General features: G+C 69.8%; 20 protein-coding genes. 16 read left to right on the forward strand and 4 right to left on the reverse strand.

All coding sequences use genetic code 11. The features are described 5' to 3' along the window. Positions 1 to 14: 14 nt before the first annotated feature. On the forward strand, positions 15 to 1,595 hold the full coding sequence (locus tag H8R17_RS13335) for an ABC transporter substrate-binding protein (protein ID WP_187823383.1): 1,581 nt from the start codon (positions 15 to 17) through the stop codon (positions 1,593 to 1,595). A 64-nt stretch (positions 1,596 to 1,659) separates the two neighbouring features. On the opposite strand, the gene H8R17_RS13340 is transcribed toward H8R17_RS13335, so the two are convergent. Both H8R17_RS13340 and H8R17_RS13345 read right to left on the reverse strand, forming a co-directional pair. Further along, a complete protein-coding gene (locus H8R17_RS13340) occupies positions 1,660 to 2,331 on the reverse strand; it encodes a response regulator transcription factor (RefSeq protein ID WP_187823384.1) in 672 nt (223 codons plus the stop codon). 14 nt (positions 2,332 to 2,345) lie between these two features. Then, complete coding sequence (locus tag H8R17_RS13345; protein WP_187823385.1) at positions 2,346 to 3,332, reverse strand: RecB family exonuclease; 987 nt, start codon at positions 3,330 to 3,332, stop codon at positions 2,346 to 2,348. A 782-nt stretch (positions 3,333 to 4,114) separates the two neighbouring features. Between H8R17_RS13345 and H8R17_RS48650 the strand changes: the two genes are divergently transcribed. The 3 genes from H8R17_RS48650 (at position 4,115) to H8R17_RS13360 (ending at position 7,591) form a co-directional block, all read left to right on the forward strand. Continuing rightward, positions 4,115 to 5,806, forward strand: a complete 1,692-nt coding sequence (locus H8R17_RS48650) for a site-2 protease family protein (RefSeq protein WP_399476673.1) — start codon at positions 4,115 to 4,117, stop codon at positions 5,804 to 5,806. Between the two features lie 58 nt (positions 5,807 to 5,864). Then, the gene (locus tag H8R17_RS13355) at positions 5,865 to 6,767 is read left to right on the forward strand and encodes a tRNA (adenine-N1)-methyltransferase (protein WP_187823387.1); all 903 of its coding nucleotides are present in this window, start codon (positions 5,865 to 5,867) and stop codon (positions 6,765 to 6,767) included. A gap of 242 nt (positions 6,768 to 7,009) precedes the next feature. Beyond that, complete coding sequence (locus H8R17_RS13360) at positions 7,010 to 7,591, forward strand: hypothetical protein (RefSeq protein WP_187823388.1); 582 nt, start codon at positions 7,010 to 7,012, stop codon at positions 7,589 to 7,591. A gap of 164 nt (positions 7,592 to 7,755) precedes the next feature. Here the strand turns inward: H8R17_RS13360 and H8R17_RS13365 are convergent, their stop codons facing one another. After that, complete coding sequence (locus H8R17_RS13365) at positions 7,756 to 8,061, reverse strand: ferredoxin (RefSeq protein ID WP_187823389.1); 306 nt, start codon at positions 8,059 to 8,061, stop codon at positions 7,756 to 7,758. A gap of 245 nt (positions 8,062 to 8,306) precedes the next feature. On the opposite strand from H8R17_RS13365, the gene arc reads away from it, so the two are divergent. The 6 genes from arc (at position 8,307) to prcA (ending at position 14,458) form a co-directional block, all read left to right on the forward strand. Beyond that, complete coding sequence (arc, locus tag H8R17_RS13370; protein WP_187823390.1) at positions 8,307 to 10,073, forward strand: proteasome ATPase; 1,767 nt, start codon at positions 8,307 to 8,309, stop codon at positions 10,071 to 10,073. Positions 10,074 to 10,318: 245 nt separating this feature from the next. Further along, complete coding sequence (dop, locus tag H8R17_RS13375; RefSeq protein WP_399476663.1) at positions 10,319 to 11,830, forward strand: depupylase/deamidase Dop; 1,512 nt, start codon at positions 10,319 to 10,321, stop codon at positions 11,828 to 11,830. A 172-nt stretch (positions 11,831 to 12,002) separates the two neighbouring features. Next, on the forward strand, positions 12,003 to 12,221 hold the full coding sequence (locus H8R17_RS13380) for a ubiquitin-like protein Pup (RefSeq protein WP_108147781.1): 219 nt from the start codon (positions 12,003 to 12,005) through the stop codon (positions 12,219 to 12,221). A 24-nt stretch (positions 12,222 to 12,245) separates the two neighbouring features. Beyond that, complete coding sequence (locus H8R17_RS13385; protein WP_187823391.1) at positions 12,246 to 12,848, forward strand: endonuclease VII domain-containing protein; 603 nt, start codon at positions 12,246 to 12,248, stop codon at positions 12,846 to 12,848. Then, a complete protein-coding gene (prcB, locus tag H8R17_RS13390; protein ID WP_187823392.1) occupies positions 12,800 to 13,645 on the forward strand; it encodes a proteasome subunit beta in 846 nt (281 codons plus the stop codon). The genes H8R17_RS13385 and prcB overlap by 49 nt, the downstream gene beginning before the upstream one ends. A gap of 60 nt (positions 13,646 to 13,705) precedes the next feature. Continuing rightward, positions 13,706 to 14,458 (forward strand): proteasome subunit alpha, encoded by a 753-nt coding sequence (gene prcA, locus H8R17_RS13395; RefSeq protein WP_187823393.1) that lies wholly within the window; start codon positions 13,706 to 13,708, stop codon positions 14,456 to 14,458. Positions 14,459 to 14,846: 388 nt separating this feature from the next. Here the strand turns inward: prcA and H8R17_RS13400 are convergent, their stop codons facing one another. Beyond that, complete coding sequence (locus tag H8R17_RS13400; protein WP_187823394.1) at positions 14,847 to 15,860, reverse strand: LacI family DNA-binding transcriptional regulator; 1,014 nt, start codon at positions 15,858 to 15,860, stop codon at positions 14,847 to 14,849. A gap of 125 nt (positions 15,861 to 15,985) precedes the next feature. Here H8R17_RS13400 and H8R17_RS13405 point away from each other — a divergent pair, with 125 nt between their 5' ends. The 6 genes from H8R17_RS13405 (at position 15,986) to H8R17_RS13430 (ending at position 22,351) form a co-directional block, all read left to right on the forward strand. Further along, positions 15,986 to 17,245: an MFS transporter gene (locus tag H8R17_RS13405; protein WP_187823395.1), complete on the forward strand. Its 1,260-nt coding sequence runs from the start codon at positions 15,986 to 15,988 to the stop codon at positions 17,243 to 17,245. Between the two features lie 9 nt (positions 17,246 to 17,254). Next, positions 17,255 to 18,616 carry a Pup--protein ligase gene (pafA, locus tag H8R17_RS13410; protein ID WP_187823396.1) on the forward strand — a complete coding sequence of 454 codons (1,362 nt, stop codon included), beginning with the start codon at positions 17,255 to 17,257 and terminating at the stop codon, positions 18,614 to 18,616. A 128-nt stretch (positions 18,617 to 18,744) separates the two neighbouring features. After that, positions 18,745 to 19,746, forward strand: coding sequence for an FKBP-type peptidyl-prolyl cis-trans isomerase (locus tag H8R17_RS13415; RefSeq protein WP_187823397.1), 1,002 nt, complete (start codon positions 18,745 to 18,747; stop codon positions 19,744 to 19,746). A 62-nt stretch (positions 19,747 to 19,808) separates the two neighbouring features. Continuing rightward, positions 19,809 to 20,180 (forward strand): FKBP-type peptidyl-prolyl cis-trans isomerase, encoded by a 372-nt coding sequence (locus tag H8R17_RS13420; RefSeq protein ID WP_187823398.1) that lies wholly within the window; start codon positions 19,809 to 19,811, stop codon positions 20,178 to 20,180. A 139-nt stretch (positions 20,181 to 20,319) separates the two neighbouring features. Next, a complete protein-coding gene (locus H8R17_RS13425) occupies positions 20,320 to 21,273 on the forward strand; it encodes a YafY family protein (RefSeq protein WP_187823399.1) in 954 nt (317 codons plus the stop codon). A 19-nt stretch (positions 21,274 to 21,292) separates the two neighbouring features. Continuing rightward, positions 21,293 to 22,351 (forward strand): YafY family protein, encoded by a 1,059-nt coding sequence (locus tag H8R17_RS13430; protein ID WP_187823400.1) that lies wholly within the window; start codon positions 21,293 to 21,295, stop codon positions 22,349 to 22,351. Positions 22,352 to 22,356: the final 5 nt, after the last annotated feature.

Genomic DNA, 22,356 nt, shown 5'->3' on the forward strand with positions numbered 1-22,356 from the left:
AAGGCACTCGCAACGTGAACATGCGCACCCAGTGGCCAGTCCTGCCGATCGTGGCGGGCCTGGCCTCCGGCCTGCTGACCGGCTGCGGCACCGAGAACGGCGAATCCGGAGGCGACGGCTCCTCCGTGGTGGTGGGGATGTCCGACGACGTCCTGGCCACGGACCCGGCCTCCGGGTACGACCCCGGTTCCTGGCTGCTGTTCAACAACGTCTTCCAGTCCCTGCTCAGCTTCCCCAAGGGCGCCACCGAGCCGCAGCCCGAGGCCGCTAAGAGCTGCGCCTTCACGGACACGGAGACCAAGGTCTACAAGTGCACGCTGAAGGACGGGCTCAAGTTCAGCAACGGTGACCCGCTCACCTCGAAGGACGTCAAGTTCTCCTTCGACCGCATGCTGAAGATCAACGATGCCGACGGCCCCGCCGTCATGTTCCCCACCCTCGACAAGGTCGAGACGCCCGACGAGAAGACGGTCGTCTTCCGCCTCAACACCTCCGACGCCACCTTCCCGAGCAAGATAGCCTCGGGCGCCGGCTCCATCGTCGCCTCCGGCCAGTACGACGCGAACGGGCTGCGCAAGGACGGCGAGGCGGTCGGCTCCGGCCCGTACAAGCTGGACTCCTTCGGCAAGGACCAGGCCGTCTTCTCCGTCAACGGCAACTACAAGGGCACCGCGAAGACCCAGAACTCCGGCGTGACGCTGAAGTTCTTCCACGGCGACCAGCCCGCCCTGAAGCAGGCCCTCATGGGCGGCAAGGTCGACATCGCCTACCGCGGCCTGACCGCCGGCGACATCGCCGACATCGAGGAGGCCGACAACGGCTCGGGCGTCGAGGTCGTCGAGGGCAGCAGCGCCGAGGTCCAGCACCTGGTGTTCAACATGGACGACCCGGTCGCCGGAAAGCTCGGCGTACGCAAGGCCATCGCCCACCTGATCGACCGCGAGGCCCTCATCAAGGACGTCTACCAGGACACCGCGACCCCGCTGTACTCGATCATCCCGGCCGGGATCGCCGGCCACAACACGGCCTTCTTCGACACCTACGGCGCCCGCCCCTCCAAGGCCGACGCCGAGGCCGCCCTGCGCGCCGACGGCATCACCGGCAAGGTGAAGCTGACCCTGTGGTCCACGCCGTCCCGCTACGGCCCGGCCACCGACCAGGAACTCACCGAGATCGCCCGGCAGCTCAACGACAGCGGCCTGTTCGCCGCCAACGTGAAGTCCGTCGCCTTCGACCAGTACGAGAAGGACATCGCCGCCGGCAAGTACGGCGTGTACGTCAAGGGCTGGGTGCCGGACTACCCGGACGCCGACAACTTCACGGCCCCCTTCTTCGGCAACGGCAACGTGCTCGGCAACAACTACTCCAACAACACCATCACCGGTTCGCTGATCCCGGCCACCGCGGCCCAGAGCGACCGCTCCGCGACCGACAAGGAGTTCGGACAGCTCCAGGACATCGTCGCCGACGAACTCCCCGTCCTGCCGGTGTGGCAGGCCAAGCAGTACGCGGTCGTCCGCGACGGCGTCTACGGCCTGGAGTACTGCCTGGACGCCTCGACCGTGTTCCGGTTCTGGGAACTCAGCAAGAGCTGAGCGTTCACACGAGCACGGGGCGGTCCTTGGCCGAAGGACCGCCCCGTGCTCTGCGTACGACTGCCTACTGCGCGCCGGGGCGCACCAGCCCGCTCTCGTACGCGTACACCGCGGCCTGCACCCGGTCGCGCAGGCCCAGCTTGGTGAGCACATGCCCGACGTGCGTCTTGACCGTGGTCTCGCTGACGAACAGGTCGGCGGCGATCTCGGCGTTGGACAGGCCGCGCGCCACCAGCTTCAGCACCTCCACCTCGCGCTCGGTGAGCGTGTGCAGGGTGTCGGGGACCGGCTCGTCGCCGGAGGGCAGATGCGTGGCGTATTTGTCGAGCAGCCGCCTGGTGATGCTCGGCGCGAGCATCGCCTCGCCGGCGGCCACCACGCGGATGGCCTGCACCAGCTCGTTGGCCGGGGCGTCCTTCAGCAGGAATCCGCTGGCGCCCGCCTTCAGCGCCTCCACCACGTACTCGTCGAGATCAAAGGTCGTCAGCACCAGCACCTTCGCCGGGCCGTCCCGCTCGGGCCCGGTGATCTGCCGGGTCGCCTCCACCCCGTCCATCCGTGGCATGCGGATGTCCATCAGGACCACATCGGGCTGCAGGGCCCGCACCTGGTCCAGGGCCTGGAGGCCGTCTCCGGCCTCGCCGACGACCGCGATGTCCTGCTCCGCCTCCAGGATCATCCGGAAGCCCGTACGCAGCAGCGGCTGGTCGTCGACCAGTAGGACGCGGATGGCCACGTAAGTCTCCTTCGCTAGTCCGGCCCCATTCTGCCCTGCTCCCCGGCCCCGGACTCAGCCGCCCTCACCGGGAGGGGGTAGGGCGGGGGAGTGCCGCCGAATTCCGGACAGTGCGCCTGGTGGTCGCACCAGCCGCACAGCTTGGTCGGGCGCGGACGCCAGTCGCCGCTCTCGGTCGCCCGCCGGATCGCGTCCCACAGCGCGAGCAGCTTGCGCTCGACGCGCTCCAGGTCGGCGGGGACGGGGTCGTACGTCAGGACATCCCCGCTGCCGAGGTACACCAGCTGGAGCCGCCGGGGGACGACCTTCTTGAGCCGCCACACCACCAGGGCATAGAACTTCATCTGGAACAGCGCGCCTTCGGCGTACTCCGGCCGGGGTGCCTTGCCCGTCTTGTAGTCGACGATCCGCACCTCGCCCGTGGGCGCCACGTCGACCCGGTCGATGATGCCGCGCAGCCGCAGCCCCGAGTCCAGTTCGGCCTCGACGAACAGCTCGCGCTCGGCCGGCTCCAGCCGGCTCGGGTCCTCCAGCGTGAACCAGCGCTCCACGAGCTGCTCGGCCTCCCCGAGCCAGCGCGCCAGCCGCTCCCCCTCCGGGTCGTCGGCGAACAGCTCCACGACCTCCGGCCTGGTCTCGCGCAGCCGGTCCCACTGGGCCGGGACGAGGGACCTGGCCCGGGGCGCGGTGCGCTCGGTGGCCGGGGCGTCGAAGAGCCGCTCCAGCACGGCGTGGACCAGCGTGCCCCGGGTCGCCGCCTCGCTGGGCTTCTCGGGCAGCCGGTCGATGACCCGGAAGCGGTACAGCAGGGGGCACTGCATGAAGTCACTGGCACGCGAGGGAGACAGCGCGGCGGGCGGTATGGCGACGCGCTCCGCGACGGGCTCGGTCTCGCTTGCCGGGTCCACTGCCGCCGCCGTCGGCCCGGCCGTCTGCGGCACGTCTGCCGCCACGTCAGGACTGCCGGTGTCCGCCACGACGCCCTCGGTGCTCGTCTCCATGACGACAGACCTTACGGCCCGCCACTGACAGTGACCCAGCCGCGGTCGTGAGGTGGGCGGCGGAGGTCAACGGCGAAGCACGCGGGAGGGAACCGAGCGGGGGAGGACACTGGGGTGCCGGGGCGTTGGGCACCGCCAGGGCCGCATACCATCGACCTGAGACCCTCCCGTCCGGCAGGCACGGGAGACGCTTCGAGCGAGGGGACACCGTGGACGAGAGCGGCGGGAGCGGGCAGCCGCGGTCCGGCAGCGACGAGTCGGCCGAGCACCACGCAGGACCTACGGCCCCGGACGTCGGCCCCGCAGGCCCGGACACCGCCGCGCACCCCGCCCCCACGCCCGCCGAACACCCCACGCGGCAACGGCAGTCCGAGTCCCCCGAGACGCCCCCGGAGAGGAACGACACCACGAACCCGCCCACCCACCCCGAGACCACCCCCCGAGCCACGGAACCCAGCTCCGACTCCCCAGCACATCAGACCGCAACCGCATCCGCCGACGGCCACGAGACCCAGCGGAGTTCCGGCGATTCTGCGGACGGCCATGAGGTCCGACCTGGTTCCGGCGGTTCTGCGGACGGCTCGTCGGCTCGGCGGGGTTCTGATGATTCCGCGGATGGCCATGAGGCCCGGCGGAGTTCTGATGATTCCGCGGGCGGTCGCGACGCCAGGCCGGACGTCGACGGTTCCGCGGACGGCCATGAGCCCCGGACGGGTTCCGGCGGTTCTGCGGTCGGCCGAGAGGCTCGGCAGCCTTCCGGTGATTCTGCCGACGGGGGCGAGATCCGGCCGGTCGCCGGCGGTTCTGCGGATGGCCTTGGGCGTCGGCCGGGTTCCGATGCATCTGCGGGCGGCCATGAGGCCGGGACCGGATCCGAAGGAGATGCGGGTGCCGGGGCGGCGTCGGAGAGTCGACGGGGGGATCCCGAGCCGCGGACCGAGAGTCGTACGGGAGCCGGGGCAGCAGATAGTGCCGTCTCGGCCGATGGTGCGGATGCCGGCCCCGGTGGCCGGACTCCGAACCGGAGGACCCCGCCGGATGCGGACGAGGCGTCCGGCGACAGCGCTGCCCCCCACGCGGGCGCGCCCGCTGGTCCCGGCCGCGGCGATCGTTCCCCCACCGCATCCGGTGCCCGGACCTCGGATCACCCCGACAGCGCGTCCGGCAACGACGACCACGTGTCCGGCGGCTCCGGTCAGCCCGGCCGCCCGTCGCTGCGGAAGCCCCCGCGCGACAAGCGTCGTACCGCAGGTGAGGGCGTTGCGGACAGGGACCGGTCGCTCGCGCATTCCGGGGCCGGGCAGGGGCGGCCGCAGCGGCCCGAGCCCCGGGGCGGGCTGCTGATGGGGCGGCCGTTCGGCGTGCCGGTGTACGTGGCCCCGAGCTGGTTCCTGGTCGCCGCCCTGATCACCTGGGTGTTCGGCGGACAGCTCGACCGCGTGCTGCCCGAGCTCGGCGCCGCCCGCTACCTTGTCTCCCTCTTCTTCGCGGTCGCCTTCTACGCCTCCGTCCTCGTCCACGAGCTCGCCCACACTGTCGCCGCCCTCCGCTTCAAACTCCCGGTCCGCCGCATCCAGCTCCAGTTCTTCGGCGGCGTATCCGAGATCGAGAAGGAGGCCGAGACCCCCGGACGGGAGTTCGTGCTCGCCTTCGTCGGCCCGCTGCTCTCACTCGCCCTCGCCGGGCTCTTCTACCTCGCCATGCAGACCGTCGAACCCGGCACCGTCCCCGGCGTCCTGCTGGCGGGACTGATGATCTCCAACCTCATCGTCGCCGCCTTCAACCTCCTGCCCGGCCTGCCCCTGGACGGCGGCCGCATGCTCCGCGCCGTCGTCTGGAAGATCACCGGCAGGCCGATGAGCGGTACGGTCGCCGCCGCCTGGGTCGGCCGCGCCCTCGCCGTCTCCGTCCTGATCGGACTGCCGCTGCTCACCCAGTCCGGAGCCCTCGGCTCCGCCGCCGAGGCCGGCGTCGGCATGGACACCGTCCTGGACGCCCTGCTCGCCGCCATCCTCGCCGCGATCATCTGGACCGGCGCCGGCAACAGCCTGCGCATGGCCCGGCTGCGCGAGCACCTCCCCGAACTGCGCGCCCGCACCCTCACCCGCCGCGCGGTCCCCGTCCAGACCGACACGCCCCTCTCGGAGGCCCTGCGCCGCGCCAACGCCGCCGGGGCCCGCGCCTTGGTCGTCGTCGACGCCGACGGCAACCCCCTCTCCCTCGTCCGCGAGGCCGCCATCGTCGGCGTACCCGAACACCGCCGCCCCTGGGTCGCGGTCAGCGGCCTCTCCCAAGAGCTCACCGAGGGCATGCGCGTCTCCGCCGAGCTGGCCGGGGAGGAACTCCTGGAAGCCCTGCGCACAACCCCGACCACCGAGTACCTGGTGGTCGAGGAGACCGGCGAGATCTACGGCGTCCTGTCGGCGGCCGACGTGGAGCGCGCCTTCGTCAAGGCGATGGCAAGGCCCAGCTGAAGCCCCACCGCCCGCGCGCGTGGTCGGCGGTCCCTGGAAACGCCGGTAGGCTGGTCACATGTCCGAACCGACCGGTGCCGCCCGCAGGCGCGGGCTCTTCAAGGTCGGGGACCAGGTACAGCTGACCGACCCCAAGGGCCGCCACTACACGTTCACGCTCGAAGCCGGGAAGAACTTCCACACCCACAAGGGTTCCTTCCCGCACGACGAACTGATCGGCGCTCCCGAGGGCAGCGTTGTCCGCACCACCGGGAACGTCGCCTACCTCGCGCTGCGCCCCCTGCTCCCCGACTACGTCCTGTCCATGCCCCGCGGGGCAGCCGTCGTCTACCCAAAGGACGCGGGGCAGATCCTCGCCTTCGCCGACATCTTCCCCGGCGCCCGCGTCGTCGAGGCCGGCGTCGGCTCCGGCTCGCTCAGCACCTTCCTGCTGCGCGCCATCGGCGACCAGGGCATGCTGCACTCCTACGAGCGCCGCGCGGACTTCGCCGAGATCGCGCAGGCGAACGTGGAGCGCTACTTCGGCGGCCCGCACCCCGCCTGGCAGCTCACCGTCGGCGACCTCCAGGACAACCTGTCCGACACGGAAGTCGACCGGGTCATCCTCGACATGCTCGCCCCCTGGGAGTGCCTGGAGGCCGTCTCCAAGGCGCTCGTGCCCGGCGGCATCGTGTGCTGCTACGTCGCGACCACGACCCAGCTCGCCCGGACCGTCGAGTCCATCCGCGAGATCGGCTGCTTCAACGAGCCGACCTCCTGGGAGACGATGATCCGCAACTGGCACATCGAGGGTCTGGCCGTCCGCCCGGACCACCGGATGATCGGCCACACCGGCTTCCTGCTCACCGCCCGCCGCCTCGCCGACGGCGTCGAGCCGCCCATGCGCCGCCGCCGTCCCGCCAAGGGCGCCTACGGCGAGGACTACGAAGGCCCCAACGCCTCCGGCGGCGCCGGCCGCTGACCCGGCCCGCTGCCGCGAGCAACGTACGGACGACCAACGTACGGGCGCCGTGGCGGAGTTCCCGGACACGATCCGGAAGTCCGGCACGGCGCCCTTGTGCTGACACGGCGGCAGAAACGGTCACCTCCAGGGCGGCGGGCACCGCCCCCACCCCCGCCGTTCCCCTGACCCCTGACGTGTGGGACCATGCTGGCCACCCCACTGCACCCCACCGGCACAGCCCTCACAGGAGACACTTCCTAGTGCAGCCTTCCGCCGTCCCGGAGCTCGCCCTCGCGCAAACCCAGACCCGCCCGATCCACTGGCTCGCCACCGCCACGGCCGTCGCCGGCGTCATGGCCCTCTCCTCGGTCCTGCAACCCGGGGCGGCGAAGGCGGCCCAGTCGGGACCGGGGGACAGGTCCGCCCCGGCGGCCACCGCGGCGCCCGACCCCGCGGCCGTGGAGTTCCCGCTCGAATGCGGTCCGGTGAAGGCCGTCGTGGTGAAGCAGGCCTCCGGGGACCTGGACGGCGACGGCAGACCCGAGACGGTGGCCGCGGTCCACTGCGACTCGCCCATGGGCACCCCGCCGGACGGCGTCTACGTCCTCACCGCGGCCGCCGGCAGCGGCAAGCCGCGCGTGGTGGCCACCCTCGTCGCCCCCAAGGACCAGAACACCGTCAGCGCCCTCACTGTGCGCGACGGCGTCGTGCGTGCCACACTCCTCGGCTACTCGTCCCGCGACGTGCCCCGCTGCTGCCCCGACGTCACGGACCGGGCGAATTGGCAGTGGAAGGACGGTGCGTTCGTGCGCTCCAAGGCCGCCGGCGCCCGCAGCGTGTGACTCGGCACCGCAGCACGCGAGGCGCCCGCAGCACGCGTCCGCAAGGCGCCTGCGGCATGCCTCCCGGCACCCGAGCATGTGAGGCCGGTGCGCACAGTGCGTGAACGCCGCGCGCGCCCGACATGTGAGAAATCAGACAGCGACGACGGAGCGTATTGATCCGGTCACTCTGCGTCCGGTCCGTGCACCTCGACCCTGTCCGAAACTCGACGCACGTGGATGCACTCGCCCGGACACTCCTTCGCGGAGTCGACGACATCCGTGAGAAGCGGCAGCGGCACGGGCGTTGTCGCCCCTCTGTCCTGGAGCAACTCCTCGGCGGGGCCCTTCACATAGGCCAGACCGTCGATGTCCAGCTCGAACACCTCGGGCGCGTACTGGGCGCAGATGCCGTCGCCGGTACACAGGTCCTGGTCGATCCAGACCTCCAGTGCCTCGCCGCCGGCCCCGGCCTCCTGCTCCACGCTCATCTCTCCTGCCGTTTCCTGCGCGGGAGCCGTACGGGAATCCGGCCAGCTCTGACGGGTGTTGAACGCTTAGACCCTACCTCCGTCCGCTTTCCAATCATGTTGGATGGGTATTCCCCTGGCGTGAGGGAGAGCGCAAGGGTGAAGATCGGACACACCCCGACCGTCTTGTGATCTAGGGGTTTCAATCGACACCCACCCAGGTAGGGTCTGGAAGCGTCCAGCTCCCCTTGGAGGAGGTGAGGACCGTGGCAGCCCACGACGACGACATGAACCGCGGCATCCGCCCGGGGCGGGGGTCCGAAGACCCGGCCGGGCAGATCGCCTATCTTGAGCAGGAGATCGCCGTCCTGCGACGCAAGCTCGCCGACTCTCCGCGGCACACGAGGATTCTCGAAGAGCGGATCGTCGAGTTGCAGACAAACCTGGCCGGCGTGTCCGCCCAGAACGAACGACTCGCCAACACGCTCCGTGAGGCCCGCGACCAGATCGTGGCCCTCAAGGAGGAGGTCGACCGGCTCGCGCAGCCGCCGGCCGGCTTCGGTGTCTTCCTGCAGGCTTACGAGGACGGCACCGCCGACATCTTCACCGGGGGCCGCAAACTCCGGGTGAACGTGAGCCCCAGCGTCGAGCTGGACGAGCTCAGGCGCGGCCAGGAACTGATGCTCAACGAAGCGCTCAACGTGGTCGAGGCCATGGAATTCGAGCGCGTCGGGGACATCGTCACCCTCAAGGAGATCCTCGAGGACGGCGAGCGCGCCCTGGTGCTCGGGCACACCGACGAGGAACGGGTGGTACGGCTCGCCGAGCCGCTGCTGGACGTCACCATCCGCCCCGGCGACGCCCTCCTGCTCGAACCCCGCTCCGGCTACGTCTACGAGGTCGTCCCCAAGAGCGAGGTCGAGGAGCTCGTCCTCGAAGAGGTCCCCGACATCGGCTACGAGCAGATCGGCGGCCTCGGCGGCCAGATCGAGGCCATCCGGGACGCCGTCGAGCTCCCGTACCTCTACCCCGACCTGTTCAAGGAGCACGAACTGCGGCCGCCCAAGGGTGTCCTGCTGTACGGCCCTCCTGGATGCGGTAAGACGCTGATCGCCAAGGCCGTGGCCAACTCACTCGCCAAGAAGGTCGCCGAGGTGACCGGCGTGGCCGCCGGCAAGAGCTTCTTCCTCAACATCAAGGGTCCCGAGCTGCTGAACAAGTACGTCGGCGAGACCGAGCGGCAGATCCGCCTGGTCTTCCAGCGTGCTCGTGAGAAGGCCAGCGAGGGAACCCCGGTGATCGTCTTCTTCGACGAGATGGAGTCCCTGTTCCGCACCCGTGGCTCCGGTGTCAGCTCGGACGTGGAGAACACCATCGTCCCGCAGCTGCTCGCCGAGATCGACGGCGTGGAGGGCCTGCAGAACGTGGTCGTGATCGGCGCCTCCAACCGCGAGGACATGATCGACCCCGCCATCCTGCGCCCCGGCCGCCTGGACGTGAAGATCAAGATCGAGCGTCCGGACGCCGAGGCGGCCAAGGACATCTTCGGCAAGTACCTCACCGAGCGCCTCCCGCTGCACGGCGACGACCTCACCGAGCACGGCGGCGACAAGACCAGCACGGTCCAGAGCATGATCCAGACCGCGGTGGAACAGATGTACGCCGAATCCGAGGAGAACCGCTTCCTGGAGGTCACCTACGCCAACGGCGACAAGGAAGTCCTCTACTTCAAGGACTTCAATTCCGGCGCCATGATCGAGAACATCGTGGGCCGCGCCAAGAAGATGGCGATCAAGGACTTCTTGGAAAAGAATCAGAAGGGTCTGCGCGTCTCCCACCTGCTCCAGGCCTGCGTGGACGAGTTCAAGGAGAACGAGGACCTGCCCAACACCACCAACCCGGACGACTGGGCCCGGATCTCCGGCAAGAAGGGCGAACGGATCGTTTACATCCGGACGCTCATCACCGGAAAGCAGGGCGCGGACACCGGACGCTCCATCGACACGGTGGCGAACACCGGTCAGTACCTGTAAAAGACAGGGCGGCTGCGGGTGCCCTCGGCGGGTACCCGCAGCCGACTGTTTTTCAGGCACCGGCCGGACCAAGGGGCGTGCAAGGCAATGAAGCAAATGATCTCCCCACCAGCGCAAAGGCGTTCTAGGCTCTTCCGTACCGCCGAGTCGCGCAGTGCGGGGACGGGCACCGCACACGCATCGGAGCGCCAGCGGTACTTGAGCGGCGCCCACGACCGAGGGTGCCGCCGGGCAAGGAGGGCCGCATGACCGTACGGCGAGTAATGGGCATCGAGACGGAGTACGGCATCTCCGTCCCCGGCCACCCGAACGCCAATGCCATGCTCACCTCGTCCCAGATCGTCAACGCCTACGCGGCGGCGATGCACCGGGCCCGCCGGGCTCGCTGGGATTTCGAGGAGGAGAATCCGCTGCGGGACGCGCGAGGCTTCGACCTCGCCCGGGAGGCCGCCGACGCCAGCCAGCTGACCGACGAGGACATCGGCCTGGCCAACGTGATCCTCACCAACGGCGCCCGGCTCTACGTCGACCACGCCCACCCCGAGTACAGCTCGCCCGAGGTCACCAACCCGCGCGACGCCGTGCTGTGGGACAAGGCCGGTGAGCGGATCATGGCCGAGGCCGCGGAACGGGCCGCCCAGCTCCCCGGTGCCCAGCCGATCCACCTGTACAAGAACAACACCGACAACAAGGGCGCGTCCTACGGCACGCACGAGAACTACCTGATGAAGAGGGAGACCCCCTTCTCGGACATCGTGCGCCACCTGACGCCGTTCTTCGTCTCCCGCCAGGTCTTCACCGGAGCGGGCCGCGTGGGCATCGGCCAGGACGGGCACGAGCACGGCTTCCAGCTCAGCCAGCGGGCCGACTACTTCGAGGTCGAGGTGGGCCTGGAGACGACCCTCAAGCGCCCGATCATCAACACCCGCGACGAGCCGCACGCCGACGCCGAGAAGTACCGCCGGCTGCACGTGATCATCGGCGACGCGAACCTGTCCGAGATCTCGACGTATCTGAAGCTGGGTACCACGGCCCTGGTGCTGTCGATGATCGAGGACGGCTTCATCGCCGTGGACCTGGCCGTCGACCAGCCCGTACGCACCCTCCACCAGGTCTCGCACGACCCGTCCCTGAAGCGGCTCGTCACGCTCCGCAGCGGCCGGACACTCACCGCGGTGCAGTTGCAGATGGAGTACTACGAGCTTTCCCGCAAGTACGTGGAGGAGCGCTACGGCGCGGACGCCGACGACCAGACCAAGGACATCCTGACCCGCTGGGAGGACACCCTCAACCGGCTGGAGAACGACCCGATGGGCCTGGCCGGTGAGCTGGACTGGGTCGCCAAGCGGGAGCTCATGGAGGGCTACCGGCGCCGCGACAGCCTCGACTGGGATGCCGCCCGGCTCCACCTGATCGACCTCCAGTACGCCGACGTCCGCCCCGAGAAGGGCCTGTACAACCGCCTGGTGGCCCGCGGCCGCGTGAAGCGGCTGCTGGACGACGCGGACATCGAGCGGGCCCGTACGAAGCCGCCGGAGGACACCCGGGCCTACTTCCGCGGCCGCTGCCTGGAGCAGTACGCGGACGACGTGGCGGCCGCCTCCTGGGACTCGGTGATCTTCGATCTGCCGGGCCGGGACTCGCTGCAGCGCGTTCCAACCCTGGAACCGCTTCGCGGAACGCGAAATCACGTCAAGGAGCTCCTGGACCGCTGCCGCACGGCAGAAGACCTGGTCAGGGTCCTGTCGGGCGGCTGAGGGGGTACCCGGAGCAGGCGGGCGGAACAGGGTGGAAACCCCGGCGCCCGGGAATCATCGAGGTGGTCCCCGTACGTTGGAGAAACAACGGGGCCGATTGTCAGACCCGGCTTGTAGGGTCTGATCTTGTACCGAGCGAACTGAGTCGGGCGAACCGAGCGGGGTGAGGGTTATGGCGACCAAGGACACCGGCGGCGGACAGCAGAAGGCCACCCGGTCCACCGAGGAGGTCGAGGAGCAGGCGCAGGAAGCGCAGGCTTCGGAGGACCTCAAGGAGCGGCAGGAGAAGCTCAGCGACGACGTGGACTCGGTGCTGGATGAGATCGACGACGTACTCGAGGAGAACGCAGAGGACTTCGTTCGAAGTTTCGTTCAGAAAGGTGGCGAGTAGCCTTCGAATTGAAGGTTACGGGGGATGCTCGAGTTGGCAATCGAAAAGAGCGTCAAGCGCTGTTCGCGGTGTAAGCAACACAAGCCGCGAGCAGCGTTTGCGAAGAACAAGTCGATGCGTGATGGCTTGCAGGCTTACTGCCGGGAGTGTGCGGCCGCGTATCACCAGCAGAGGCAGGTGGCCAAGGGGCGTAACGTCCGGCCCAGGGTAGATGTGCCGGAAGGCCACAAGTACTGCCGCACCTGTGGCGAGATCAAACCGCACAGTGAGTGGACGCGGAACCGTAGTGCCTCGGATGGCCTGGCGACCTTGTGCAAGTCGTGCAAGGCATTGAAAGGCCGTGCAGGACACCTGAAGCGCCAGTACGGCCTCACCGAAGCGGAGCGTGACGAGCTGGTCGCCTCGCAGGTGGGGCTCTGTGTGATCTGCCTGAAGTCTCCGGCTGCACATGTGGATCACTGCCATAAGACGGGTAGGGTCCGTGGCGTACTGTGCTTCAACTGCAACTCGGCCATCGGCAAGTTGGGAGACGATCCCGACGCCGTCCGCCGGGCCGCCGCTTACTTGGAGGGAACCGCGTGGAAGCCAACACTCGTAGCACCGGGCGTCTACCAGCTGCCTTCCTGACGCCAGGGTCTTCGTCCTTCGTGGACTTTCTCTCCGAGCACCAGCCCGAAATGCTGCCGGGCAACAGGAGGTTGCCGGCCGTCCAGGGAGCGATCGAGGCGCCGCACGGCACCACGATCGTGGCCGCGTCCTTCCCCGGCGGTGTCGTGCTCGCCGGTGACCGGCGGGCCACGATGGGCAACGTGATCGCGCAGCGGGACATCGAGAAGGTCTTCCCGGCCGACGAGTACTCGGCGGTGGGCATCGCGGGCACGGCGGGTCTGGCCGTGGAGATGGTGAAGCTGTTCCAGCTGGAGCTGGAGCACTTCGAGAAGGTCGAGGGCGCGCAGCTGTCGCTGGAAGGCAAGGCGAACCGTCTGTCGACCATGATCCGTTCCAACCTCGGCATGGCGATGCAGGGCCTGGCCGTGGTGCCCCTGTTCGCCGGCTACGACGTGGACCGCGCCAAGGGCCGCATCTTCTCCTACGACGTCACGGGCGGCCGTTCCGAGGAGACCGGCTTCGCGGCCACGGGCTCGGGTTCGATCTTCGCGCGCGGCGCCATGAAGAAGCTCTTCCGGGATGATCTGAGCGAGTCCGAGGCCACGACGCTGGTGGTCCAGGCCCTGTATGACGCGGCAGACGACGACTCGGCGACCGGCGGTCCCGATGTCGCCCGCCGGATCTACCCGATCGTCACCGTGATCACCGAGGACGGCTTCCGCCGGCTGACCGAGGACGAGGCGTCCGAGACCGCCAGGTCGGTTCTGCAGCGGCGGCTGGAGCAGCCGGACGGTCCGCGGGCGGCGCTGCTGTAGTCGGCCGGCGAGCTGTTGTCAGGTGATCCAGTGACTTCCACAGAAAGGGACGGATAACCGGTGTCGACGCCGTTCTATGTTTCACCTCAGCAGGCCATGGCCGACCGGGCGGAGTACGCCCGCAAGGGCATCGCCCGTGGTCGCAGCCTGGTTGTGCTGCAGTACGCCGATGGCATCGTGTTCGTCGGTGAGAACCCGTCCCGTGCGCTGCACAAGTTCAGCGAGATCTATGACCGGATCGGTTTCGCTGCCGCCGGCAAGTACAACGAGTACGAGAACCTGCGGATCGGTGGTGTCCGGTACGCCGACCTGCGGGGTTACACCTACGACCGGGAGGATGTGACCGCGCGGGGCCTCGCCAACGTCTACGCGCAGACGCTGGGCACGATCTTCTCCTCCTCGGCCGAGAAGCCGTACGAGGTGGAGCTGGTGGTCGCGGAGGTGGGGGAGGCGCCCGAGGGCGACCAGATCTACCGGCTGCCGCACGACGGCTCGATCGTGGACGAGCACGGCTCGGTCGCGGTCGGCGGCAACGCGGAGCTGATCAGCAACTACCTGGACCAGCGCCACCAGGACGGTATGACCCTGGCGGAGGCGCTGAAGCTGGCGGTGCAGGCCCTGTCCCGAGAGTCGAACGGCACGCAGCGGGAGATTCCGGCCGAGCGCCTGGAAGTCGCGGTGCTGGACCGTACGCGGCCGCAGAAGCGCAAGTTCAAGCGCATCGTCGGCGCCCAGCTGTCGCGCCTCCTGGAGGAGGGCAACGCGGACACCCCGACCACCGACACGGAGCCCTCCTCGTCCGACGAGGAGTAACCCTCCCTCACCGCCCGCGCACGCCCTGGCCTTCACCGGCCGGGGCGCGCGGCGTGTGTGTGCCTGTGTGGGGGTGCAGGTGCGGCCGGTGGGTGGGCGACTGTGTTTCTCGGTGCCGGTCGGCATCTCTCAGCCCGTCCGGCGTTTGGGGACGAGGCCGTTCAGGCCCCAGCCGGGTCTGGGGGCGCAGCCCCCGGCACCCACACCCGACATAGCTGCGGGCAGTTGTCCCGCTGGGGCGGCACGGGTGGGCGATGGGGGTGCCCCCGCGCGAGCTCGTTCGAGCGTGGGGGAGGCACCCCGCCAGCTCGGGCGAGCGCACCCACCCCGGCCCGCACCGGTGCCGGGTGCGAGGAAAGCGCCGCGCCAGTCACCCGTGGCGGCCCTCTCACGCCCGTGGCGGGGCCGTGGAGCCTCGTACGACCAGGTGTACGGGGATGGCGCCGGGGGCGGGGGCGTGGCCCTCCAGGACGGAGAGGAGGGCCTGCATGCCGCGTTCGCCGAAGAGTTCCGCGTCGAGACGGACCGTGGTCAGTTCGGGGTCGATGGCGGTGGCGAGGGCGAGGTCGTCCAGGCCGGTGACGGAGATGTCGTCGGGAATGCGCAGTCCCAGGCGGCGGATGGCCTTGTAGGCGCCGGCGGCGAGTTTGTCGTCGTCGCAGACCAGGGCCGTGGGTCGAGGATCAGCGCCTGCGAGGGCGGCCTCCGTGGCGGTGACAGCGCCCTCGATCGAGATGGGGGCCCGGGTCGTGCGCACCGAGGTGCCCGGGACCGCGCCCACCCGTGCCGCCAGTTCCCGCGCGCGTACCTCGAACGTCCAGGACGGGACGTCGGCCGCGAGGTGCAGGAAGCGGCGGTGCCCCAGGGCCAGGAGGTGGTTCGCGACCTGGCGTACGCCGTCCGCGATGTCCAGGTTGACCGTCGCCGCGCCGAGGCTGCCCTCCGGGTCGCTGTCCAGCATCACCAGCGGCAGCTGGTCGCCCCGGATCGCGGTGAGGGCGTCGGCGGCCATCGAGGAGGCGATCACGCCGTCCAGGGCCGCCTGGGCGGACGCGAAGGGGTCCTTGGCGGGGCCGACGCCCTCGGGCGAGGGGTACAGGACCATGCCGAAGCCGTGTTCGGCCGCCACACGGGCCGCACCGGTGTAGACGCCCGCGAAGAACTCCGTGGTGAGCGCCGGGACGACCAGGAGAACCGTACGGGTGCGGCCCAGACGCAGATTGCGGGCGGCGAGGTTCGGGCGGTAGCCCAGGTCGACCGCGGCCTGCCGTACGCGCTCCGCGGTGGCCTCCGAGACACGGCCGCGCCACTTGTCGCCCAGGACCAGCGAGACCGCCGCCTGGGACACACCGGCGGCCCGGGCGACGTCCCGGCTCGTGGGCCGTGTGCTGCCTCGTGCCACCGTCGGACGCTCCTTCGTCTGGACTGGCGAACAGCGGACATGGTACGTATGACGCCAGGGGTTATACGTAACACTGCCGCCGGCAGCGGCGAGTGGAGCGTCGCGAACCAGAGAGGGTGGGGTCAGTGGGCACGACATATCTGGAGATCCTCCGGGCCCGGCACGCCGCCCGGCTGCTGGCCGGGACGCTCGTGGGGCGGCTGCCCAACGCCACGGCGGCCATCGCGATCGTGCTGTTCGTCCGGTCCGAGGGCGGCACCTACAGCCTGGCGGGCGCGCTCGCGGCCGTGTACGGCGTCGCCAACGCCGTCGGCCAGCCGGTGCTCGGCCGGATCGTGGACCTGTACGGGCAGCCGCGCGTCCAGCTGCCCGCGGCGCTCGCCTCCGCCCTCGCCATGGCCGTGTTCGCCGTCAGCGGCACCGATCCGGCGGCCGTGGCCTGCGTGTCGGTAGCGGCGGCCGGGCTCTTCACGCCGCCCCTGGAGGGCGGCCTGCGGGCCCTGTGGTCCTCGGTCCTCCGTAAGGAGGACCACGTGCACACCGCGTACGCCATGGACGCCGTGGCGCAGGAGATCATGTTCACGGTCGGGCCGCTGCTCGTCACGCTGTGTGTGTCCCTGTGGTCGGCCCAGGCGGCGCTACTGGTCCTGAATGCCGTGGGGGTGCTGGGCGCGCTCTCGGTGGTCGTGTCGCCGCCCTCGCGCGCGTGGCGCTCGGCTCCCCGCGAGGCGCATTGGCTCGGCGCGCTCCGCTCGGCGGGGATGCTGGCGCTGCTGGGCGCGTTCCTGTTCGTCGGGATGGCGCTCGGGTCCATCACCGTGGCCGCGGTGCCGTATGCGGACGACCATGGCGGCGACACGGTCTACGGCTGGCTGATGGCCGCCATCGGGCTCGGCGCGCTCATCGGCGGCAGTGTCTACGGCGGACGGCGGTGGACCGGCGAGCCCGCGCGGCGACTGCGGATCCTGGTGACCCTTCTGGCGGTGTGTTACCTGCCGCTCATGCTGATGCCGGGCGCGGTGGCGATGGTGCTGCTCACCGTGCTCGCGGGCGTCTTCCTGGCTCCGTCCATCGCCTGCGCGTTCGTGCTGGTCGACCGGCATGCTCCGCGCGGCACGGTCACCGAGGCGTTCTCCTGGCTTGTGACGACCTTCACAGTGGGCCACTCCGTCGGAACAGGCATCGCGGGCCCGGTCGTCGAGGCCGGCGGGGCCCAGTGGGGCTTCGCCGTACCGGGCGCGGCGGGGGCGGTTTCCCTGCTGGTTCTGGTGGGCACCCAGCGGGTCCTCGCAGCTCCCGCCGCAGCGGCGGTGGTTGCCACCGGTTCGGAAAATGATCCAAACCGTGCCGTCGAACCTCGTTTCAGCTCGGGGGATCGGGCGTAATGTTCACTCATGGACCGCCGCATTTTCGGGCTGGAGAACGAGTACGGCGTCACGTGCACGTTCAGGGGACAGCGCCGCCTGTCGCCTGACGAGGTGGCGCGGTACCTCTTCCGCCGTGTCGTGTCATGGGGCCGCAGCAGCAATGTCTTTCTGCGAAACGGCGCCCGCCTCTATCTCGACGTGGGCTCACATCCGGAATACGCGACACCCGAATGTGACAATGTGACCGAACTGGTCACCCACGACAAGGCCGGCGAACGCATTCTGGAAGGACTCCTGGTAGACGCGGAACGACGCCTGCACGAGGAGGGAATCGCAGGCGACGTCTACCTCTTCAAGAACAACACCGACTCGGCGGGCAACTCCTACGGCTGCCACGAGAACTATCTCGTGGCCCGGCACGGGGAGTTCTCCCGGCTCGCGGACATTCTCATTCCGTTCCTGGTGACAAGGCAGCTGCTCTGTGGCGCCGGCAAGGTGCTGCAGACGCCGCGCGGCGCGGTGTACTGCGTCAGCCAGCGGGCCGAGCACATCTGGGAGGGCGTCTCCTCGGCGACGACCCGCTCCCGGCCGATCATCAACACGCGCGACGAGCCGCACGCGGACGCCGAGCGCTACCGCCGCCTGCACGTCATCGTGGGCGACTCGAACATGTCCGAGACGACCATGCTGCTCAAGGTCGGCGCCACCGACCTGGTGCTGCGCATGATCGAGGCGGGCACGGTGATGCGCGACCTCACCCTCGAGAACCCGATCCGGGCGATCCGCGAGGTCAGCCACGACACCACCGGCCGCCGCAAGGTCCGCCTGGCCAGCGGCCGCGAGGCCTCCGCCCTGGAGGTGCAGCGGGAGTACTACGAGAAGGCCCTGGACTTCTGCGAGCGCCGCGGCATCCGCACCGGCATCGTCGAACAGGTCCTGGAGCTGTGGGGCCGCACCCTGGACGCGATCGAGACCGAGGACCTCGACCGCATCGACACTGAGATCGACTGGGTGATGAAGTACAAGCTCCTCGAGCGGTACCGCAGCAAGCACAACATGACCATGTCACACCCGCGCGTGGCGCAGATAGACCTCGCCTACCACGACATCCACCGCCGCCGTGGCCTGTACTACCTGCTGGAGAAGAAGGGCCAAGCCGCCCGGATCTGCAACGACTTGAAGATCTTCGAGGGCAAGTCTGTTCCGCCACAGACCACTCGGGCGCGGCTGCGCGGCGACTTCATCCGGCGGGCACAGGAACAGCGCCGGGACTTCACCGTCGACTGGGTCCACCTCAAGCTGAACGACCAGGCACAGCGCACCGTGCTGTGCAAGGACCCGTTCCGCTCCGTGGACGACCGGGTGGAGAAGCTGATTGCCGGAATGTGAGCCACCGCGCTCGGGGTGAAGCCCCGGAACGCAACACGAGCGCCGCACGTTACAAGTGCGGCGCTCGGCTCACGCCGTAGAGTTGCGCGCACGCCATCGCAAGATCGACCGATTACGAGGCCCCCACCGTGCGCCGACGCTCACTTCTGATCGCCGTTCCCGCAGGACTGGTCACGATCGCCGGATGCGGCGACGACAAGTCCGACTCGAGCAAGGCCAGCGACAGCGCGTCGCCCTCGCCGTCGGGGCCGTCCGCGGCGCCGCCGCCGAAGATCGTCGACGGCCCGCTGCCGGCGATCACGGCGGGCATGAAGTTCGAGCAGAAACCCACGGTCGCCAAGGGCAGCGGCGACCCGTCGAAGCAGCTCGCGGTGAAGACGGCCATCGCCGGCGGCGGCAAGACGGTCGCCGAGGGCGACTACGTCGTCGCGCACTACCTGGGCCAGGTCTGGAACACCGCGAAGGTCTTCGACAACTCCTACGACCGCAAGACCCCGCTGGCCATCCAGCTCGCCCAGGGCGCCATCATCGACGGCTGGCGCTATGCCCTCACGGGCAAGAAGACCGGCAGCCGCGTCCTCTTCTCCGTGCCGCCCACCTGGGGATACGGCTCGCAGGGCAACGCGCAGGCGGGCATCAAGGGCACCGACACGCTGGTGTTCGTGGTGGACGTGCAGGACACGTACAACGCGAAGAGCTCCGCCAAGGGCAGCGAGACCGCCCAGAACGACGCCGCCCTGCCCAAGGTCGGCACCAACACCGACGGCAAGGCGCCCTCCATCGAGGTGCCCAAGGCCGACGCGCCGAAGAAGCTCGTGTCGAACTACGTCATCGAGGGCGACGGCCCCGAGGTCGCCGCCGACGACAGCGTGCTCGTGCAGTACAAGGGCGTGCTGTGGGACGGCGGCAAGGAGTTCGACTCGTCGTACGCCAACAAGCAGCTGGCGTCGTTCGGGCTCCAGCAGGTCGTCAAGGGGTGGGCGCAGGGCCTGACCGGCAAGAAGGTCGGCAGCCGCGTCCTGATCGTCATCCCGCCGGAGCTGGGCTACGGGAACAACCCGCCGCAGGGCAGCGGCATCAAGAAGGACTCCACGCTGGTCTTCTCGGTGGACATCCTGGCGAAGCTCTGAGGCCCGCAGGTGTAAGACTGGTCCCTGTTGCCTTTCCGCGGACAAAGCAGGAGCTGAAAGACGTGAACATCGACAAGCCCGAGATCGACTTCCCGGGCGGAGAGCCCCCGGCGGACCTGGAGATCAAGGACATCTGGGAGGGCGACGGCGCAGTGGCGCAGGCGGGTCAGACCGTCACCGTGCACTACGTGGGCGTCTCCTTCAGCACGGGCGAGGAGTTCGACGCCAGCTGGAACCGCGGGACTCCGTTCCGCTTCCCGCTGGGCGGAGGCCGGGTCATCAAGGGCTGGGACCTGGGCGTACAGGGCATGAAGGTCGGCGGCCGCCGCCAGCTGACCGTTCCCGCCCACCTCGCCTACGGCAACCACAGCCCGACCCCGGCGATCAAGCCCGGCGAGACCCTGATCTTCGTGGTCGACCTGCTCGGGGTCTGAGCAGGATCGGACCGGGCCCGACCACCTGGGGCCCATGCCTGTCCGGCATGGGCCCTCGGCTTTTGCCAGGGCACTTGTGAGCGGTACGGTCGTCGATCGTAGGGACCACGGGAACCATAGGGAAAGACGTAGGGCGTCGATGGCCATTGCCAAGGCCGAGCGGCTCATGAACCTGGCGCTGTGTCTGCTCGGGACGCGGCGGCCGCTGAGCAAGCGCGAGCTGCGCGAGTCCATCGAGGCCTACCTGGAAGCCGGGTCCGACGATTCGTTCAACCGGATGTTCGAGCGGGACAAGGACGACCTGCGCGAGCTCGGGCTGGTCATCGAGACCGTCGACAGCCTGGACGGCGAGGTCGGCTACCTCGCCCGTCGCGACAGCAACCGCCTCCCGCCCATCACCCTGGACGCCGAGGAGGCCGCAGCGCTGGGCCTGGCCGCCAAGGTGTGGCAGCAGGCCCGGCTCGCCGGTGCCGCGAGCGGCGCCCTGCAGAAGCTGCGCGCGGCCGGGCTGCCCGAGGACGTCGACCCGTACGAGGCGCACGGCGCGCTGGAGCCCCGTATCCCCGTGCACGAGGCCGCGTTCGAACCGCTGATGCTGGCCTGCCGGGACCGCCGTCCGGTCGTCTTCGACTACCGCAAGGCCACCGCCGCCCACCCCGAGCCGCGGCATGTCGAGCCGTGGGCGCTGGAGTGCTGGCGCGGCCACTGGTATCTGGCGGGCTGGGACCGCGACCGGGGCGCCGAGCGGGTGTTCCGGCTGTCCCGGATCACCGGCAGGGTCCGCTCGCGTGGCGCGCGGTTCACCGCCCCGGTGCCCGATGTCGTCACCGTCCGGGAGACCGTCGCGAGCTGGGCCGGGGAGATCGCCGACCGCTCCGCGCTGATCCGGCTGCGCTCTGGCGCCGGGTACCCTTTGCGGGCGAAAGCGACGGCCGTACGGGAACTCGGCGATGGCTGGGACGAGTTGGAGATTCCGTACGGGCACGGGCTGGATGCCTGGCTGGTGGAGTTCGGGCCGGACGTGGTGGTGCTGGAGCCGGCCGAGCTGCGAGCCGACGTGGTGGACCGGCTGCGTGCCGTGGCCAAGGGCTGAGGGGGAGCGGACGAGGACAGTGGCAGGCAAACCGGTCAGGCCCGTGAACGCCATCGACCAGACCCGGCGGATGCTCTCCCTGGTGACCTATCTGAAGGAGCGCCCCGGTGCCCGGGTCGGGGATGTCGCGCGCGCGTTCGGGATCACCGAGGACGAGCTGGTCTCGGACCTCGACGTGCTGCCCATGTGCGGCACCAGTTTCCGGGGCGGCGACCTGCTCGACATCGACACGGACGGCGAGCGCATCTGGTGGCACAACCCGGACGATGTCGCGGAGCCGCTGAGACTCGCCGCTGACGAGGCCACCGCGCTCCTGGTGGCCGCCCGCGCCGTGGCCACGCTGCCCGGACTGCGCGAGAGTGACCGGCAGGCGCTGCTGCGGGCCACCGCCAAGGTGGAGGCCGCGGCGGGCGAGACGGCGGGCGCCAGCTCGCGTCTGTCGGTCACCTTCGAGTCCGAGGGCGGCGTCTTCGCCGACGTCGACCGGGCGATCTCCGAGCGCCGCCGCCTGTGGATCCGCTACTACTCGCCCGCCCGCGACGAGGTCACCGAGCGCGAGATCGACCCGATCCGCCTGGTCAGCGTCGGCCACACCTACGTCGAGGCCTGGTGCCGCCGCTCCGAGGCGCGCCGCACCTTCCGGCTCGACCGGGTCGCCGAGATCAAGATCCTCGACGAGCCGGCCGCGCCGCCGGAGATCGAGCTCAGGGACCTGTCGGAGGCGCTGGTGCAGCCTGCCGCCGAGGACCCGGAGGTCGTCGTGGAGGTCGGCCCGGGCGGACGCTGGGTGGCCGAGTACTACCCGCACGACAGCGCGGATGAGCTCCCGGACGGCGGGCTGCGTATCACTCTGCGGACCCCCGACCCGGCGTCGCTCAGACGCCTGGCGCTGCGGCTCGGCCGTGACGGCCGGATCGTCTCACCATCCGAGCTCACCGACAGCGCCCGGCAGGCCGCCCGAGAGGCACTGGCGGCGTACGACGGTGTCGAGGCGCGTGAGGCCGAGGGGGCTCCCGACACTCACGGGGCAAGAGTGCTTCAGGACAGACAGGACGACAGGCAGGAGCAGGGGCTTTGAGCGAG

It is taken from the genome of Streptomyces sp. TRM68367, assembly GCF_014495685.1.
Taxonomy (GTDB): domain Bacteria; phylum Actinomycetota; class Actinomycetes; order Streptomycetales; family Streptomycetaceae; genus Streptomyces.